Annotated in this window: 12 protein-coding genes; 5 read left to right on the top strand and 7 right to left on the bottom strand. The window is 74.1% G+C overall.

What is annotated here, in order from left to right; all coding sequences use genetic code 11:
- Window positions 1–48 precede the first annotated feature (48 nt).
- A complete protein-coding gene (locus HNR61_RS06400) occupies window positions 49–1,434 on the top strand; it encodes an MFS transporter (protein WP_182842077.1) in 1,386 nt (461 codons plus the stop codon).
- On the opposite strand, the gene holA is transcribed toward HNR61_RS06400, so the two are convergent.
- The 7 genes from holA to hflX form a co-directional block, all read right to left on the bottom strand.
- Window positions 1,435–2,403, bottom strand: coding sequence for a DNA polymerase III subunit delta (holA, locus tag HNR61_RS06395; RefSeq protein ID WP_182842076.1), 969 nt, complete (start codon window positions 2,401–2,403; stop codon window positions 1,435–1,437).
- A 619-nt stretch (window positions 2,404–3,022) separates the two neighbouring features.
- On the bottom strand, window positions 3,023–5,008 hold the full coding sequence (locus HNR61_RS06390; protein ID WP_312897785.1) for a ComEC/Rec2 family competence protein: 1,986 nt from the start codon (window positions 5,006–5,008) through the stop codon (window positions 3,023–3,025).
- Window positions 5,009–5,775: 767 nt separating this feature from the next.
- Window positions 5,776–6,591, bottom strand: a complete 816-nt coding sequence (locus HNR61_RS06385) for a ComEA family DNA-binding protein (protein WP_246441968.1) — start codon at window positions 6,589–6,591, stop codon at window positions 5,776–5,778.
- Between the two features lie 65 nt (window positions 6,592–6,656).
- Window positions 6,657–7,499 carry a DegV family protein gene (locus HNR61_RS06380; RefSeq protein ID WP_182842074.1) on the bottom strand — a complete coding sequence of 281 codons (843 nt, stop codon included), beginning with the start codon at window positions 7,497–7,499 and terminating at the stop codon, window positions 6,657–6,659.
- Between the two features lie 61 nt (window positions 7,500–7,560).
- Window positions 7,561–8,775, bottom strand: coding sequence for an imidazolonepropionase (hutI, locus tag HNR61_RS06375; protein ID WP_182842073.1), 1,215 nt, complete (start codon window positions 8,773–8,775; stop codon window positions 7,561–7,563).
- Window positions 8,776–8,880: 105 nt separating this feature from the next.
- Window positions 8,881–9,147: a hypothetical protein gene (locus HNR61_RS06370; protein WP_182842072.1), complete on the bottom strand. Its 267-nt coding sequence runs from the start codon at window positions 9,145–9,147 to the stop codon at window positions 8,881–8,883.
- A 136-nt stretch (window positions 9,148–9,283) separates the two neighbouring features.
- On the bottom strand, window positions 9,284–10,720 hold the full coding sequence (gene hflX, locus HNR61_RS06365; RefSeq protein WP_182842071.1) for a GTPase HflX: 1,437 nt from the start codon (window positions 10,718–10,720) through the stop codon (window positions 9,284–9,286).
- Window positions 10,721–10,938: 218 nt separating this feature from the next.
- Here hflX and aceB point away from each other — a divergent pair, with 218 nt between their 5' ends.
- The 4 genes from aceB to HNR61_RS06345 all read left to right on the top strand — a co-directional run bounded on the left by aceB (window position 10,939) and on the right by HNR61_RS06345 (window position 16,552).
- A complete protein-coding gene (aceB, locus tag HNR61_RS06360; protein ID WP_182842070.1) occupies window positions 10,939–12,546 on the top strand; it encodes a malate synthase A in 1,608 nt (535 codons plus the stop codon).
- A 93-nt stretch (window positions 12,547–12,639) separates the two neighbouring features.
- Window positions 12,640–14,094: an FAD-linked oxidase C-terminal domain-containing protein gene (locus tag HNR61_RS06355; RefSeq protein ID WP_182842069.1), complete on the top strand. Its 1,455-nt coding sequence runs from the start codon at window positions 12,640–12,642 to the stop codon at window positions 14,092–14,094.
- The gene (locus HNR61_RS06350; RefSeq protein ID WP_182842068.1) at window positions 14,094–15,266 is read left to right on the top strand and encodes an FAD-binding oxidoreductase; all 1,173 of its coding nucleotides are present in this window, start codon (window positions 14,094–14,096) and stop codon (window positions 15,264–15,266) included. Before HNR61_RS06355 ends, HNR61_RS06350 begins: the two co-directional genes overlap by 1 nt.
- Window positions 15,266–16,552, top strand: a complete 1,287-nt coding sequence (locus HNR61_RS06345) for a (Fe-S)-binding protein (protein ID WP_182842067.1) — start codon at window positions 15,266–15,268, stop codon at window positions 16,550–16,552. The genes HNR61_RS06350 and HNR61_RS06345 overlap by 1 nt, the downstream gene beginning before the upstream one ends.
- The last annotated feature ends 11 nt before the right edge of the window (window positions 16,553–16,563 follow it).

The following is a 16,563-nucleotide window of genomic DNA, read 5'->3' as shown; positions in this document are numbered from 1 at the left end:
AGCCTGGTTCCGGCCGGAGGGTCCGGCCGCCGGAAGAAGGGGGACGCGATGTCCGTGCGAGAGGCCGCCGAAACGGGGACCGTCCACCGGTGGCGGTGGGTCGCGCTCGCCGCGCTGCTGACCGCCGAGGCGATGAACCTGCTGGACGCGACGGTGGTGACGGTCGCCGCGCCGGTCGTGCACGCCGACCTCGGGGGCGCGGTGTCGGACGTGCAGTGGTTCGGCGCGGCGTACACGCTGCCGTTCGCGGTGCTGCTGCTGGTCGGCGGGCGGCTGGGCGACCTGGCCGGGCGGCGGCGGATGTTCGTCGTGGGGACGGGCGCGTTCGCGCTGGCCTCGACGGCCTGCGCGCTGGCCACCGGTCCGGACGCGCTGATCGCGGCGCGCGCGGTGCAGGCCGCCGCCGCCGCGCTGGCCATCCCGCAGACGATCGGGCTGATCCGGGTGATGTTCGACGGGCGCGAGCTGGCGCGGGCGATGGGCGCCATCGGCCCGGTGATGGGGCTGACGGCGGTGTGCGGGCCGGTGCTCGGCGCGGTGGTCACCCATGCGGACCTGTTCGGGACGTCGTGGCGGGCGGCGTTCCTGCTCAACGTGCCGCTGGCCGCCGCCGTGCTGGCGCTGGCCCCGCTGCTGCGCGAGGACCGGGCGCCGCGGCCGCCGCGCCTGGACCTGCCCGGGGCGGCGCTGGCGGCGTCGGGGACGGGCCTGGTGGTGTACCCCCTCATCCAGCAGGGCGCCGGGCTCTGGCCGCTGCCGCTCGGCGCGGGGTCGCTGGCGGCGTTCGCGTTCCACCAGCGGGCCCGGGCGCGTCGCGGTCGCGGCTCCCTGGTGGAGCCGAGCCTGTTCCGCGACCGCGGCTTCCCGGCCGCGCTGGCGACCTCGACGCTGTTCTTCGCGCCGACGACCGGCCTGACGCTGGTGGTCGCCCTCCACGTCCAGCTCGGGCACGGCGGCGGCGTGCTCACCGCCGGGCTGACCCTGCTCCCCTGGTCGTGCGGCCTCGCGGTCGCGTCCTGGGTCGCCGGGACGCGGCTGGTGCCCCGGCACGGGTCACGGGTGATGTTCGCGGGCCTGGCGGTGTTCCTGCTCGGGCTGATCATCGCCGTGGCGGTCTACGACGCGTCCCGGGGATGGCGGCTCGCGGCGCTGGCCCTGTGCGGCGTCGGGAGCGGGCTGTTCACACCGGCGTTCTTCACCACGGCCCTGTCCCGCGTGCGGCCGCACGAGACGGGCTCGGCGGCGGGGCTGCTGAACGCCGTCCAGCAGTTCGGCGGCACCCTGGGCACCGCGCTGCTCGGCCGGGTGTTCCTGCACGCGCTGGCCGCGCACTCCGCCGCGCACGCGATCCGCCTGACGTTCTGGTGCGCCACGGGGATGGTCGCCGCCACGGCCGTGGCGGGCGCGTTCATGACCGCGCGCGAGCGCCGCTGATCAGTACGCGGAGCGCGCGGACCGGGCGGCGACGATGTCGGAGACGGCCTTCTCCAGGGCGTAGGCGGGATCGGCGGCGGCGCCCTTGACCGCGGCGTCCGCGGTGGCGACCGCCGTCAACGCCCTGGCGACGCCGTCACCGGACCAGCCGCGCAGCTGCTTCTGGACGCGTTCGATCTTCCAGGGCGGCATGCCGAGGTCCTTGGCCAGCGCCGCCGCGCGGGCCCCGCGCGGGGCGCCGCCGACCTTGGCGAGTCCCCGCACCCCCTGGGCGAGCGCGCTCACGATCAGCACGGGCGCGACACCGGTGGCCAGGGCCCAGCGCAGCTGCTCCAGGGCCTCGGCGAGCCGCCCCTCGATGGCCTTGTCGGCCACCGCGAACCCGCTGACCTCGGCCCGTCCCTTGTAGTAGCGGGCGATGGCGGCGTCATCGACCTTGCCGCCGGTGTCGGCGACCAGCTGGCTGGCGGCGGCGGCCAGCTCGCGCAGATCGTTCCCGACGGCCTCGGCCAGGGTGCGGGCGCCGTCCGCCGAGATCTTCCCGCCGTGCCGCCGGAACTCGGCCCGCAGGAAGTCGATCCGCTCCCCCGCCTTGGTGATCTTCGGGCAGGAGATCTTCCGCGCCCCCGCCCTGGTGAGCCCCTCCACCAGCGCCTTGCCCTTGACCCCGCCGGGGTGCACGGCGACCAGGGCGACGTCGGGGGCCGGGTCCTTGGCGTACCTGAGGACCTCGGCGATCAGGTCCTTGCCGAGGTCCTGCGCCGACCGGATCACGACGACCTTGCCGCCGCCGAACAGCGACGGCGAGGTCAGCTCGGCCAGCCGCCCGGGCTCCATCCCGCCGGGCACCAGATCGATGACCTCGATCTCGGGATCCCGGGCCCGGACGGCGGCGACGACGTCACCGACCGCCCGCTCCACGAGCAGCTCTTCGTCTCCGACAACGAGGGTAAGGGGATCCACCGCCACCCCAGCAGCATGCCACGCCCCCGCCCTTCCCCGGACCAAAGCCCGGCCGCCCACCCCGACCACCGAAACAAGGCACTCCCAAAAGCCCCCACCCCGGACCCTGACGACCGCCACCGCGACACGGCCATCCACGACGACCAGCGGACCGACCCGCCCGACCACGGGGAAGCCGCCCGTCCAGACCGGCTCTGACAGGCCTTCGCGCCACCACCCACCTGAGCGGACGAGCGCGGAAACTCCCTGACGAAACCCGCTGACCACGCGAACCGCCCCGACCCGTCAGGGTCACGGATCATCACCACGACCTCGGCCGGGCAGGACGGACGAGCGGAAACCGCCCAAGGAGCGTCAGCCGCGATGGACAACGGCCAGACCACCTCGCGTGCGGGTCATCGCCACGGCGCCGGACCGAACAGCGCGAAGACCTCCCGGGGACCGTCAGCCACGGAGAACGACGGCCAGACCACCTCGCGTGCAGGTCACCGCCACAGCGCCGGACCGAACAGCGCGAAGACCTCCCGGGGACCGTCAGCCGCGATGAACGACGGCCAAGCCACCGCACGTGCGGATCCTTGCCACGGCACCGGATCGGATGGCGCAGGGGCCGCTCTGAGGGAAGTTAGCTGCGGTGGACGATGGACAGGCCGCCGTGGGTGCGGGTTACCGCGATGTCGCCGGAGTGGTCGGTGCGGTGGACGCGGGCGCCGAGGCGGCGGAGCAGGTTCAGGGTGGTCGCGGAAGGGTGGCCATAGTCGTTGTCCTTTCCGGCCGAGATCAGGGCGATGGGGGCGCGGGCCGCCGCCAGGAAGGCGGGGTCCTGGGTTCGGGAGCCGTGGTGGGGCACCTTCAGGACGTTCACCGGCGGCACGCTTCCCGTGAGGGCGCGCTGGGCCTCGGTCTCGACGTCTCCGGCGAGCAGCGCGCTGAACCCGGGGCGGCGGGCCACCAGGACCAGGCTGGCGTTGTTGATGGTGCCGCCGTCGTCGGCGGGGGTCAGGCGCGGGCCGTTGGACAACGGTCCCAGCACGGTCAGCGAGAGGTCGCCGATGTCCCAACGCTGCCCGGCCTCGGCGGTGCGGAGGGGCATCCCCGCGGCGAGCCGCGCCTCGCGGCCGGACGTGCGCGGTGTCGTCAGGACGAGGCGCACGGCGCGGCCGTCGCGGACCCCCGGCATGCCGTCCAGGTGGTCGGCGTGCGGATGGGTGATCGCCAGGAGGGGCACCTCGCGGACGCCGAGGCGGTCCAGGCAGCCGTCCACCGCGCGCGGGTCGGGACCCGCGTCCACGACCACCGCCCGGCCCGGCCCCGCCGCCAGCGCGAGGGCGTCGCCCTGCCCGACGTCGCACGCCACCATCTGCCAGCCGGGCGGCGGCCAGCCCGGCGCGATCACCCGCAGCACGACCACCGCGACCAGCACGCCGCCCATGGCGGCCGCGACGACCAGCCGCCACCGCCGGGAGCGCAGCACCGCAACGGCCACGGCACCGGCCGCCACCAGCGACACCGCGCCCAGCCCGCCCGCGTGCCAGGGCACGGTGGCGTACGGCAGCGCGGCGGCGGCGCGGGCCACCCCGATGATCCAGCCCACGGCCAGCCCGGCGGGCCACACCGTCCACTGCGCCAACGGCACCGAGAACAGCGCCGTCACCGCGCTCGCCGCGCCCAGCAGTGTGGCGGGGGCCACGGCGGGCGCCGCGAGGAGGTTCGCGGCCACGGCGACGACGCCGATCTCCCCGGAGAGCATCACCAGCACCGGGGCGACGGCGAGCTGCGCGGCGGCCGCGACGGCGAGGGCGTCGGCGACCGGCCCCGGCAGGCGGGCGCGGAGCCGCTCCCGCCACGCCGGGGCCAGCACCAGCAGCCCCGCCGTGGCCAGCACCGACAGCGCGAACCCGTAGGACCGGGCGAGCGTCGGGTCCGCCAGCACCAGCAGGACGACGGCCGCGCCGAGCGCCGGGATCCCCTGGCGCCGCCGCCCGGTGAAGAACGCCAGCAGCCCGATGACCCCCATGACCGTGGCGCGCAGGACGCTCGGCTCGGGCCGCGCCACCAGCACGAACGCCGCGACCGCGCAGACCGCCAGCGGCGGCGCGCACCGGCGGCCCAGCCCCGCCAGCCGGCACAGGCCGAGCACCGCGCCGATCACGATCGCGAGGTTGGCCCCCGACACGACCAGCAGGTGGCTGAGCCCCGACTCCCGGAACTCCTCCGCCAGCCGGGGGTCGAGCCGCGAGGTGTCCCCGACGACCATGCCGGGCAGCACGGCGCGCCGGTCGGACGGCAGCCGCGCGACGGCCTGGCGCAGCCGTTCCCGGACGTGCTCGGCGGCCCGCTGCGTGGCGGGCGGCTCCCCCTGGAGCTCCGGCGGCCCGCGCACCACGACCACGGCCGCCAGCAGCTCGGCCTCACGCGGCTCCCCGAACCGCCCGCTGGCCTTGACCCGCTGCCCGGGGGTCAGCCCCTCCCACCGCCGGTCGCCCGCGATGACCAGCACCGGCACCCGGACGCCGACCCGCCGCCCCCGCTGCCAAACGCCCTCCGCCCGAGCCCGCACCACGACGACCTTCCGCCCCGCGCCGCCCTTGACCCGCGGATCGCCGCTCACCACGACCTCGACGGCCGCCCTCCCGCCCCGCTCGGCCAGCGCTCGGACGGGCCCGCTCTCAACCGCCCAGCCCCGAAGCCCGACCCCCGCCGCCGAAGCCGCCGCACACACCAGCACCACCCCACCCACCCCACGCCACCCGACCGTCCTCCACCGCCCCCCGCTCCGCATTGCCCCACCCCACCGGAACCTCCCACCACGTGACCCGGCTGGTTCGCCCGCCGTTCCCCACGGCTCCCGCGTCTCCTTGTCCCCTTGTGTCTCTGCAACGTCATGCCGGACTTCCCTCCTGCGCAGTTCTGCCAGCTCACGTGCCGTCTTCCGGTCTCCTGCCGTCTCCCGGCCCCCCGAACGCGTCCTCGCTTTCCCTGGTGTTTCCGCTGGCTGCGGTGTTCCAGAGGCAGGCCCGCCGGACTGCTGCGTCTTGCTCCTCGAAGCGTGGTCTCCGTGGAACGGTCTCCGGGGGTGTGAGGAGCCGCGTCGTGGTTTCGCCAGTAGGGGCACGGCTGCTGGCCGTGGTGTTCCGGAGGCGGGCCCGTCGGACTGCTGCGTCTTGCTCCTCGAAGCGTGGTCTCCGTGGAATGGTCTCCGGGGGCGTGGGGCGCCGCGTCGTGGTTTCGCCAGTAGGGGTACCGCTGCTATCGCCATGGCGCAGGCCAGAAGGAGAGAGGGGATCGCGCCTACGCCCAGGGCCAGGGCGGCGGTCAGCCAGGTCGCCGCGGCGGGGGCCACCAGGCGCAGGTCGTGGCCCTTCTCGGGGGTCCCGTTCATACGCGGACCATCGCCTTCAGCTCGGTGAAGCGTTTCGCGCCGATTCCGGTGACCTCCTGGAGCTGGTCGACCGAGCGGAAGCCGCCGTTCTGGGTGCGGTAGTCGACGATCCGCTGGGCCAGCACCGGGCCGACGCCGGGCAGCGCGTCCAGCTGGGCGGCCGTCGCGGTGTTGAGGTCCAGGGGGCCGCCGTTGGACGGCGTGGTGCCCGGACCGCCCTCGGCGGGCGCGGCGGGGGCGCTGCCCGCCGCGCGGGGATCGGGAGGTGGCACCCCCACCGCGATCTGCTCGCCGTCCTGCACCTTGCGGGCCAGGTTCAACGCGCCCGTCCCGGCCCCGGGGCGGGCTCCCCCGGCCGCCCCGATCGCGTCGCTGACCCTCGACCCGGCGGGCAGGGTCACGATGCCCGGCGTCCTCACCTTGCCGAACACGTGGACCACGATCTCGGCCGCGCGCGACGAGGGGGTGGCGGCCGACGGGAGCGCGGCCGCCGGGGTCGGGAACGCGGTCGCCGGTGCGGGGACCGGTTCGGGGGTGGGGCGGGCCAGCCACAGGTAGCCGCCCGCCGCCAGCACCGCGATCACCCCGACGATGACCAGCACCCTCGCCCCGCCCACACCGGGATCCAGGTCCTCCGCCATGGGCAGGCGCGGCCTCCGCTTCGGGGCCGCGTCCTCGGCGGCCGGGATGCGCTGCTTGCGCGAGGGCGGCTCGGCGCGGTCCGGGCCGGTGGGGCCCGAACGCAAGCGCGCCGCGGGCGGGGCCTGGGGCACCGGCGGCGGAAAGAGCGGCTGCTTGTCGGTCGGGGTCATGCCTCGACCGTAGGAACTCGGTGACGCTCCGCGACAGGGAGGTGACCGACCTGTGGATAACTTCGTCAGGCGTGCGGCGCGACGACCACGCCCAGCATCCCCGGGCCGACGTGCGCCCCGATCACCGGGCCCACCTCGCCCACGTAGACGTCGGCCACGTTCGGGATGCGCTCGCGCAGGCGGGACGCCAGGGCCTCGGCGCGGGAGGCCGCCGCCAGGTGCTGGATCCCCAGGTCGACGCGCCGGCCCCCGGCCCGTGCCACGGCCAGTTCCTCCAGGCGGGCCAGCGCCCGGGACGAGGTGCGCACCTTCTCCAGCGGGGTGATCCTCCCGTCGGTGATGCCCAGCAGCGGCTTCACCATCAGGGCCGAGCCGAGCAGCGTCGCCGCCGCCCCGATGCGGCCTCCCCGGCGCAGGTGCTCAAGGGTGTCGACGTAGAACAGGGAACGTGTCGCGGCGGCGCGCTCCTCCGCGGCCGACACCACCCCGGACACCGGTTCTCCGTCCAGGGCGGCGGCCGCGGCCGTGAGGGCGGCCAGGCCGAGGCCGAGGCCGATCGTCCGGCTGTCCACCACGTGCACGGGGACGGGCGCGTCCTCCGCCGCCAGGCGGGCCGCCTCCACCGTGCCGGACATCAGGGAGGACAGGTGGACCGACACGATCGCCGACGCCCCCGCTCCGGCCGCCTCCTTGTAGGCGTGGGCGAAGCGTTCGGGGGACGGGCGCGAGGTCGTGACGGGGTGCCACTCCCTGAGGGCCCGCGCCGTCTCGGCCGTGGTGATGTCGTCCTCGTCGCGCACCGTGCCGCCGACGGCGATCTGCAGGGGCACCACGGTGAGGCCGTGCCGTGCGGCGAGGTCGGGCGGGAGGTAGGAGGTGGAATCCGTGACGACCGCGACCGGGCTCATAGGGCGAAGGTACTCCTCGGGCCGACGCGGCCGATGTCAGTGTTGTGACAGGGCGGTGAAATCAGGCCTGGACGGGCACCCCGCCGCGCCACACCCGCAGCGCGCGCAGCCCGAACGCCCACGCGAACGCCCCCTCGTGGTCGGCGTCCCACAGCACGATGTCGGCCATCATCCCGGGTGCCAGCGAGCCCCGGTCGCCCACGCGGAGCGCCGCCGCGCCGCCGAGGGTCGCCGCGCGCAGCGCCTCGGTGACCGACAGGCCGTACATCGCCACCGACAGGCCGATGACCAGCGGCATCGAGGTGATGCCGCACTGGCCGGGGTTGTGGTCGGTGCCGAGGGCGACGGTGACGCCGCGTTCCAGCATCTGGCGGACCGGCGCGGGCGGGCGGGAGGAGTTGAGGGCGCTGCCGGGGCAGACGGTGGCGGTGACGCCCGCGTGGGCCAGCGCCTTGATGTCGTCGTCGTTGGCCTGGGTGAGCAGGTCGGCGGAGGCGCAGCCGACCTCGGCCGCCACCTGCGCGGCGCCGATGCGCTCGTTGGCGCAGGCGTGCATGCGGGCCTTCAGGCCGGCGCGTTTGCCGGTGAGCAGGAGGATCCGGGCCTCCTCGGCGGTGAAGTGGCCCTCGTCGCAGTACACGTCGATGGAGTCCGCCCCGGCGGCCGCGGCGTCGCCCGCCCACAGGCGGACGGCCTCGATGTAGTCGCGGCGGCGGCCGAAGAACTCCGGCGGCAGGATGTGCGCGGCCAGGAACGTGGCGTGGATGCGCGGCATCGACGGCTCGCCCTCCAGGGAGCGCAGCAGCCGGATGTCGGCGAGCTCGCCGTCGCGGGTCAGGTGGTAGCCGGTCTTGGCCTCGACGGTGGTGGTCCCGGCGAGGATCCACTGGCGCAGGCGCTCGCGGACGCCGTTGCACAGGGTCCACGGGTCGGTGCCGCGCGTGACGGTGACGGTGGAGTTGACGCCGCCGCCCGCCGCCGCGATCGCCGAGTGGGACGACCCGGAGGTGCGCATGGCGAGCTCGGCCCAGCGGTTCCCGGCGTAGACGGGGTGGGAGTGGGCGTCGATCAGCCCGGGGGTGACCAGTCCGCCGCCGAGGTTCTCCACGTGGTCGACGTCGACGATGTCGTCGATGACGCCCGGGACGCTCTGGGGCAGGTCCGAGGCGGGCCCCGCCCACACGATCCGGTCGTCGTGGATGAGGACGGCGGCGTTGCTGCAGACGTCGGTGCCCGTCCAGAGCCTGCCGATGTTCGTCAACAGCCGTACCGTCATAGGGTCACCGACCAGGATGGGACGGAGCGGCGCAGGCCGCTGTACCGGACGCCATGGAGAAGGCCACCTGCTCTCGATCCGCAACGCCGACTGGGTGCCGGCGGTTCACCGCTGGAGGGGGACGGTGGTCGGCCGACCACCTTGGGCAACGGAACCGCAGATATCGGTTTCGTCACGGTAGTGCACTGAAGGCCCGGCCGACAACCTCTGGCCGACGAACACGGACATCCCGGAAACAGTTTCCTGTCCCCGGTGCGCGCGACGCGGCACGGAGGCTTCGTTCGCACAGGTCAGTACCTGACGACAACCGGACAAAGCGCGCAGAGCAGCTAATAAACCATGGAATATCCGGTCGTTCAGCATCGCCGTCATCACCCCGCCCCTTAGTCATAAGACCGTACGGAATCCGCCAGGCGCGTCAAGCGGAATGGGGAAGGTGTCACCGTTCGGCGACCACCGCGACGCCGGACCGTGCCCTGAACGGGGCGCGGTCCGGCGTCGGGGCGGTTCAGCTGGTCGGGGTGAGGGCCTCGAACGGGGCCAGCTCGCCCGCCAGGTCGGCGGGGACGCGGGCGCGCAGCAGGGTGCCCTCGGCGAGGTGCTCCTGCTCGGCGACCTCGCCGCGCTCGTGGATCTGGGCGACCAGGTCGCCGCGGTCGTAGGGCAGCAGGACCTTCACCTCGGCCTCCAGGCCGGGCAGCTGCTCCTCGATCATCTGCCGCAGCTCGGCGATCCCGGCGCCGGTGCGGGCCGAGACGACGATGCTGTTGGGCTCGCGGCGGCGCAGCCGGGCGAGGGCCATCTCGTCGGCGGCGTCCGCCTTGTTGATCACGATGATCTCGGGCACCCGGTCCGCCCCGATCTCGCGGAACACCTCGCGCACCGCGTCGATCTGCGCCTCGGGGTCGGGGTCGGAGCCGTCCACCACGTGCAGGACGAGGCCCGCGTCGGTGACCTCCTCCAGCGTGGAGCGGAACGCCTCCACCAGCTGGTGCGGCAGGTGCCGGACGAACCCGACGGTGTCGGCCAGGGTGTAGGCGCGCCCGCCGGGCGTCTCGGTCCTGCGGACGGTCGGGTCCAGCGTGGCGAACAGCGCGTTCTCCACCAGGACGCCCGCGCCGGTCAGCCGGTTGAGCAGCGAGGACTTGCCCGCGTTGGTGTAGCCCGCGATGGCGACGGCCGGGACGGCGTTGCGTCGGCGCTCGCCGCGCTTGGTCTCGCGCGACTTGGCCATCTCCTCGATCTGGCGGCGCAGCTTGGCCATGCGGGACCGGATCCGCCGCCGGTCCAGCTCGATCTTGGTCTCACCGGGGCCGCGGCCGCCGATGCCGACGCCGCCCGCCGCGCGGCCGCCGACCTGGCGCGACAGGTTGCCACCCCAGCCGCGCAGGCGGGGCAGCAGGTAGTCGAGCTGGGCCAGTTCGACCTGGGCCTTGCCCTCGCGGCTCTTGGCGTGCTGGGCGAAGATGTCCAGGATCAGCGCGGTCCGGTCGATCACCTTGACGCGGACGGTCTCCTCCAGGTGCCGCAGCTGGCTGGGGGCCAGCTCGCCGTCGCAGATGACGGTGTCGGCGCCGGTGGCGATGACGATGTCGCGCAGCTCGGCGGCCTTGCCCGAGCCGATGTAGGTGGCCGGGTCGGGCCGCTGCCGGCGCTGGATCAGGCCCTCCAGGACCTGCGAGCCGGCGGTCTCGGCGAGCAATGCGAGCTCGCGGAGGGAGTTCTCGGCCTCCTCGGCCGTCCCCTCCGTCCACACACCCACCAGGACGACCCGCTCCAGACGGAGGGAGCGGTACTCGACCTCGGTGATGTCCTCGAGTTCGGTGGACAGGCCCGCGACGCGGCGCAGTGCCCGGCGTTCCTCGAGGTCGAGCTCTCCGGTCATCGGCTCGTCGAAGCCGTCGAACGGGTCCGGAGTCTGGTCTTCAGAGAAAGGTGCAGTCATATGTCCTCTAGAACGCCGCGGGGCGGCCGTGTCTTCCCCGGGATCGTCTCACGCCCCGGGTCCGGAGGCATTCGATTATCCCCTCGCCACCTCGGGCATGCCCGCTTCCAGGACGTTGACGCACCTCACGCGGGGCCCGCTTTGACCGGGAACGGTACCCGCGAGTAGCGTTCTCCACACACCAGAAGTCGAATTTCGCTAGACGAAAGGGCAGGCAGATGGCTGCACTCGAAGGGGTCGAGATCGCTGGCCCCCTCAACGAGCGGTACGACGAGATCCTGACGCCCGAGGCGCTCGCTCTCCTCGCCCTTCTGCAGCGCGAGCTGGGCGGCCGTCGCAAGGAGCTGCTGGCGGCCCGCGCCGAGCGGCAGCGCAGGCTGTCGGGGGGCGGCACGCTCGACTTCCTCCCCGAGACCGCCGAGGTCCGCTCCGACGACTCCTGGCGCGTGGCCCCGCCCGCGCCGGGCCTGGAGGACCGCCGGGTGGAGATCACCGGTCCGACCGACCGGAAGATGACGATCAACGCCCTCAACTCGGGCGCCAAGGTGTGGCTGGCCGACTTCGAGGACGCCAACACCCCGCTGTGGAACAACATGATCGAGGGCCAGCTCAACCTGCGCGACGCCCTCGACCGCACCATCGACTTCACCGACTCCCGCTCCGGCAAGTCCTACGCGCTCAAGGACGACGGCGAGCTGGCCACCATCGTGGTCCGCCCGCGCGGCTGGCACATGGAGGAGAAGCACCTGCTGGTCGACGGCGAGCCGATGCCGGGTTCGCTGTTCGACTTCGGCCTCTACTTCTTCCACTGCGCGCGCCGCCAGCTGGAGAAGGGCAAGGGCCCGTACTACTACCTGCCGAAGATGGAGTCGCACCTGGAGGCCCGCCTCTGGAACGACGCCTTCAACCTGGCCCAGGACCACCTGGAGATCCCGCGCGGCACCATCCGCGCCACCGTGCTGATCGAGACGATCCCGGCCGCGTTCGAGATGGAGGAGATCCTCTACGAGCTGCGCGACCACTCGGCCGGGCTGAACGCGGGCCGCTGGGACTACCTGTTCTCGGTGATCAAGAAGTTCCGCGACCGGGGCGCCGACTTCCTCCTGCCCGAGCGCAACGCGATCACCATGACGGCGCCGTTCATGCGCGCCTACACCGAGCTGCTGGTGCGCACCTGCCACAAGCGCGGCGCGCACGCGATCGGCGGCATGGCGGCGTTCATCCCGTCCCGCAGGGACGCCGAGGTGAACAAGGTCGCCTTCGAGAAGGTCCGGGCCGACAAGACCCGCGAGGCCACCGACGGGTTCGACGGCTCCTGGGTCGCCCACCCCGACCTGGTCCCGGTCTGCCGCGAGGTGTTCGACGGCGTGCTCGGCGACAGGCCCAACCAGCGCGACCGGCTGCGCGAGGAGGTCCGGGTCTCGGCCTCCGACCTGCTCAACGTCAAGGCCACCCCCGGCGACATCACCGAGACGGGCCTGCGCAACAACATCGACGTGGCGCTGCGCTACCTGGCCGCCTGGCTGAACGGCTCGGGCGCGGTCGCGATCCACAACCTGATGGAGGACGCCGCCACCGCCGAGATCTCCCGCTCCCAGGTCTGGCAGTGGATCTACAACGGCGTCTCCACCAGGGAGGGCCAGAAGATCACCAAGGAGTGGGTGGAGCAGCTGCTCGACGAGGAGCTGGGCAAGATCCGCGCCGAGCTGGGCGAGGCGTTCAACGAGCCCGGCTACAACGAGGCCGTGGAGCTGTTCAAGCAGGTCACCCTGGCCGACGAGTACCAGGAGTTCCTGACCACCCCGGCCTACGTCCACTTCCCGTAGGACCGCCCGGTCCGCGCCGGCCGTCCCGGGAACAGCCTCCGGGACGGCCGGCGCGCACTCGTTCCCGGCGCTCCGGAGTGGAAGGGTGGGGGTATGGGCGAAGCGCTGACGAGGCTGGCCGAACGGTTCACGGCGCTGCTGGGCGCCGACTCCGTGATCACCGATCCGGTGCGGCTGCGCACCTACGAGTGCGACGGGCTGACCAACCACCGCGCCACCCCCGGCGTCGTGGTGCTGCCCGGCACCGCCGAGCAGGTCGCCGCCGTCGTGCGGGCCTGCGTCACCGAGGGCGTGCCGTACGTGGCGCGCGGCTCGGGCACGGGCCTGTCGGGCGGCGCGCTCCCCCGCACCGACGGCGTCCTGATCGTGACGTCGCGGATGCGCCGCGTCCTCGACGTCGACATCCCCAACCAGCGCGCGGTCGTCGAACCCGGCGTCATCAACCTGGACGTCACCCGCGCGGTCCGCGACCAGGGCTACTACTTCGCGCCCGACCCCTCCAGCCAGCAGGTCTGCTCGGTCGGCGGCAACGTCGCCGAGAACTCCGGCGGCGCGCACTGCCTGAAGTACGGCTTCACCGCCCACCACGTGCTGGCCTGCGAGGTCGTCACCCCCGACGGGGAGATCGTCGAGCTGGCCGCGGGCGGCCCCGGCTACGACCTGCTGGGCGTGTTCGTCGGCGCGGAGGGCACCCTCGGCATCACCACGAAGATCACGGTGCGGCTGACCCGGGTGCCCGAGACCGTGCAGACGCTGCTGGCGGCGTTCGACTCGATCGAGTCCGGCGGCGCCGCCGTCTCGGCGATCATCGGCGCGGGCGTCGTCCCGGCCGCGATCGAGATGATGGACGCGCTGTCCATCGAGGCCGCCGAGGCGGCCGTGCGCTGCGGGTACCCGCCGGGCGCCGGGGCGGTGCTGATCGTCGAGCTGGACGGGCCGGACAGCGAGGTGGCCCACCAGTTCGCCGAGGTGGAGCGGTTGTGCCGCGCGGCGGGCGCGTTCGAGGTCCGCATCGCCGCCGGCGACGCCGAACGGGCCCTGATCTGGCGGGGCCGCAGGTCGGCGTTCGCCGCCGTGGGCCGCATCTCCCCCGCCTACCTGGTGCAGGACGGCGTCATCCCGCGCACGTCCCTGCCGAAGGTCCTGGCCCGCATCGACGCCCTGTCGGCCGAGTCCGGCGTCCGCGTCGCCAACGTCTTCCACGCCGGGGACGGCAACCTGCACCCGCTGGTGCTGTTCGACGACGCCGAGCCGGGCGCGACCGAACGCGCCGAGGAGGTCTCCGGCGCGATCCTGGACCTGTGCATCGAGCACGGCGGGTCCATCACCGGCGAGCACGGCGTGGGCGTGGACAAGTCCCGTTACATGCCGCGCATGTTCACCGACACCGACCTGGACACCATGCAGATGGTGCGCTGCGGCTTCGACCCGGCCGGACTGTGCAACCCCGGCAAGGTGTTCCCCACGCCCCGGCTGTGCGGCGAGGCCCCCGGCGTCCGCAAGGGCGTGCACCCTCTGGTCGAGCAGGGAAAGGCGGACCTGTTCTGATGAAGCCCATCGACGCGCTGGCGAAGGTCTGCTCCGACGTCCGCCCCGCCTACCCCGAGGAGGGCGTGCTCGGCGTCCTGCCCCGGTTCGTGGCCGCGCCGGCCGGCGTCGCCGAGGCCGCCGAGACGATGCGCGCGGCCGCCGAGCACGGGCTGGCGGTCATCGCGCGCGGCATGGAGACCCGCCTGGACTGGGGCCTGCCGCCGCAACGCTGCGACCTGCTGCTCGACACCCACCGGATGGACCGGATCGTCGAGCACGCCGCGGGCGACCTGGTGGTGAGGGCCGAGGCCGGAACGCCGATCGAGAGGATCAACGCCGAGGTCGCCGCGCACGGGCAGCGGCTGGCCCTGGACTGCCCGATCTTCGCCTCCTCGGTCGGCGGGACGATCGCCACCGCCGCCGCCGGACCCCGCCGCCTGCTCTACGGCACCCCTCGCGACCTGGTCATCGGTCTCACCGTCGTACGCGCCGACGGGAAGATCGCCCGTTCCGGCGGCAAGGTCGTCAAGAACGTCGCCGGATACGACCTGGGCCGCCTGTTCGCCGGATCGTGGGGCACGCTCGGCCTGATCGTGGAGGCCACGTTCCGGCTGCACCCGGTCTGCGAGGCCACCGCCTACGTCTCGGCCGTGCTGCCCGACGCCGCCGCCGCGCACGAGGCGGTCCAGGCGGTGCTGCACTCCCCCGTGGTGCCCGCCGCCGTCGAGTGCGCCGCGGCGCCCGGCGGGATCGAGGTCTGCGTCATGGTGGAGGGGGTCGCGGCGGGCGTCCCCGCCCGCGCCGACCGCGTCGCGTCCCTGCTCGGCGGCGCGGACGTCGCCGAGGAGCCGCCGGGATGGTGGGGCCGCTACCCCGAGGGCACCACCCTCGTCGAGATCACCGCCCCGCCCGCCGCGCTCGCGCACGCCTCCTGGCTCACCGGCGCGGCGACCTGGAGCGCGTCCGGCCACGGCCATCTGGGACTGGAGGCCGGGCCCGAGCAGGTCACCGAGACGGTGAACGAGCTGCGCGCCTCCCACACCGCCGTCGTCCGCTACGCCCCCGAGCCGGTCCGCGACGCGCTCGACGTGTGGGGGCCGGTCCCCGCGCTGTCGCTGATGCGGCGCGTGAAGGAACAGTTCGACCCCGACCACCGCCTGTCCCCCGGCCGTTTCGTGGGAGGAATCTGATGAGCGCCCCGGAGGAGCTGCCGAAGCTGCTGGGAGACTGCGTCCACTGCGGGTTCTGCCTGCCCACCTGCCCCACCTACGTCCTGTGGGGCGAGGAGATGGACTCCCCGCGCGGCCGCATCCACCTGATGGAGCAGCACCAGCGGGGCGAACCGCTCGGCCCCGCGATGGTCCAGCACTTCGACGCGTGCCTGGGCTGCATGGCGTGCGTGACGGCGTGCCCGTCGGGGGTCCAGTACGACCGCCTCATCGAGCTGACGCGCGCCGAGGTCGAGCGCGAGCATCCGCGCTCCGCCGCCGACCGGGCGCTCCGCAAGATCATCTTCGGCCTGTTCCCCTACCCGAGGCGCCTGCGCGCCCTGCGCGGCCCGCTGCGCCTCTACCAGAGGAGCGGCCTGGACAGGGCGGTGCGCCGCACCGGCGTCCTGGAGCGCCTCTCCCCGTCCCTGGCCGCGATGGAACGCCTCGCCCCGCCCCTCGGCAGGGCGCCCCGCCTGCCCGGACGCGTCGCCGCGCGCGGCGGGCGCCGCGCCACCGTCGGGATGCTCACCGGCTGCGTGCAGCGCGAGTTCTTCCCCGGCGTCAACGCCGCCACCGCCCGCGTCCTGGCCATGGAGGGCTGCGACGTCGTCATCCCGCGGAACCAGGGCTGCTGCGGCGCGCTGTCGCTGCACTCGGGCCGCGAGGACGAGGCCCGGCGCTTCGCGCGCCGCACGATCGAGACGTTCGAGAACGTGGACGTCATCGTCGTCAACGCGGCGGGCTGCGGCTCCTCCATGAAGGAGTACGCGCGCCTGCTCGCCGACGACCCCGCCTGGGCCGCGCGCGCCGAGGCGCTGTCGGCCCGGACCCGCGACCTCGCCGAGTACCTCGTGGAACTCGGGCCCCGCGCGCCCCGTCGGCCACTTCCGGTCACCGTCGCCTACCACGACGCCTGCCACCTCGCCCACGCCCAGGGCGTCCGGAGCCAGCCCCGCGCGCTGCTGGCGGGCATCCCCGAGCTGACCGTCCGGGAGATCGCCGACCCCGACGTGTGCTGCGGCTCGGCCGGGACCTACAACCTCCTGCAGCCCGGACCCGCCGCCGAACTCGGCGACCGCAAGGCCGCCCACGTGCGCGCGACCGGCGCGGACGTGCTGGTCGCGGCCAATCCCGGCTGCGCCATGCAGATCGCGGACGCGCTGGGGCGCCAGGGCGCGCCGATGGCCGTCGCGCACACCGCCGAGATCCTGGACGCCTCCCTGCGGGGGCTCGGCCCGGACGGGTTCCGCACGCCCCTATCGTGAAAGCCGCGCCG

This window comes from Actinomadura kijaniata (genome assembly GCF_014138665.1).
Taxonomy (GTDB): Bacteria; Actinomycetota; Actinomycetes; order Streptosporangiales; family Streptosporangiaceae; genus Spirillospora; species Spirillospora kijaniata.
The sequence above is the reverse complement of the archived record's forward strand: the minus strand, read 5'-3'. Positions and strand labels throughout refer to the sequence as shown.

What these genes read in the sequence shown, in the direction of transcription:
- HNR61_RS06345 (WP_182842067.1), top strand. Translation starts at nt 15,266, where the DNA reads ATGAGCGCCCCGGAGGAGCTGCCGAAGCTGCTGGGAGACTGCGTCCAC.
- HNR61_RS06400 (WP_182842077.1), top strand. Translation starts at nt 49, where the DNA reads ATGTCCGTGCGAGAGGCCGCCGAAACGGGGACCGTCCACCGGTGGCGG.
- HNR61_RS06355 (WP_182842069.1), top strand. Translation starts at nt 12,640, where the DNA reads ATGGGCGAAGCGCTGACGAGGCTGGCCGAACGGTTCACGGCGCTGCTG.
- hutI (WP_182842073.1), bottom strand. Translation starts at nt 8,775, where the DNA reads ATGACGGTACGGCTGTTGACGAACATCGGCAGGCTCTGGACGGGCACC.
- HNR61_RS06380 (WP_182842074.1), bottom strand. Translation starts at nt 7,499, where the DNA reads ATGAGCCCGGTCGCGGTCGTCACGGATTCCACCTCCTACCTCCCGCCC.
- HNR61_RS06350 (WP_182842068.1), top strand. Translation starts at nt 14,094, where the DNA reads ATGAAGCCCATCGACGCGCTGGCGAAGGTCTGCTCCGACGTCCGCCCC.
- aceB (WP_182842070.1), top strand. Translation starts at nt 10,939, where the DNA reads ATGGCTGCACTCGAAGGGGTCGAGATCGCTGGCCCCCTCAACGAGCGG.
- HNR61_RS06370 (WP_182842072.1), bottom strand. Translation starts at nt 9,147, where the DNA reads ATGACGGCGATGCTGAACGACCGGATATTCCATGGTTTATTAGCTGCT.
- HNR61_RS06385 (WP_246441968.1), bottom strand. Translation starts at nt 6,591, where the DNA reads ATGACCCCGACCGACAAGCAGCCGCTCTTTCCGCCGCCGGTGCCCCAG.
- hflX (WP_182842071.1), bottom strand. Translation starts at nt 10,720, where the DNA reads ATGACTGCACCTTTCTCTGAAGACCAGACTCCGGACCCGTTCGACGGC.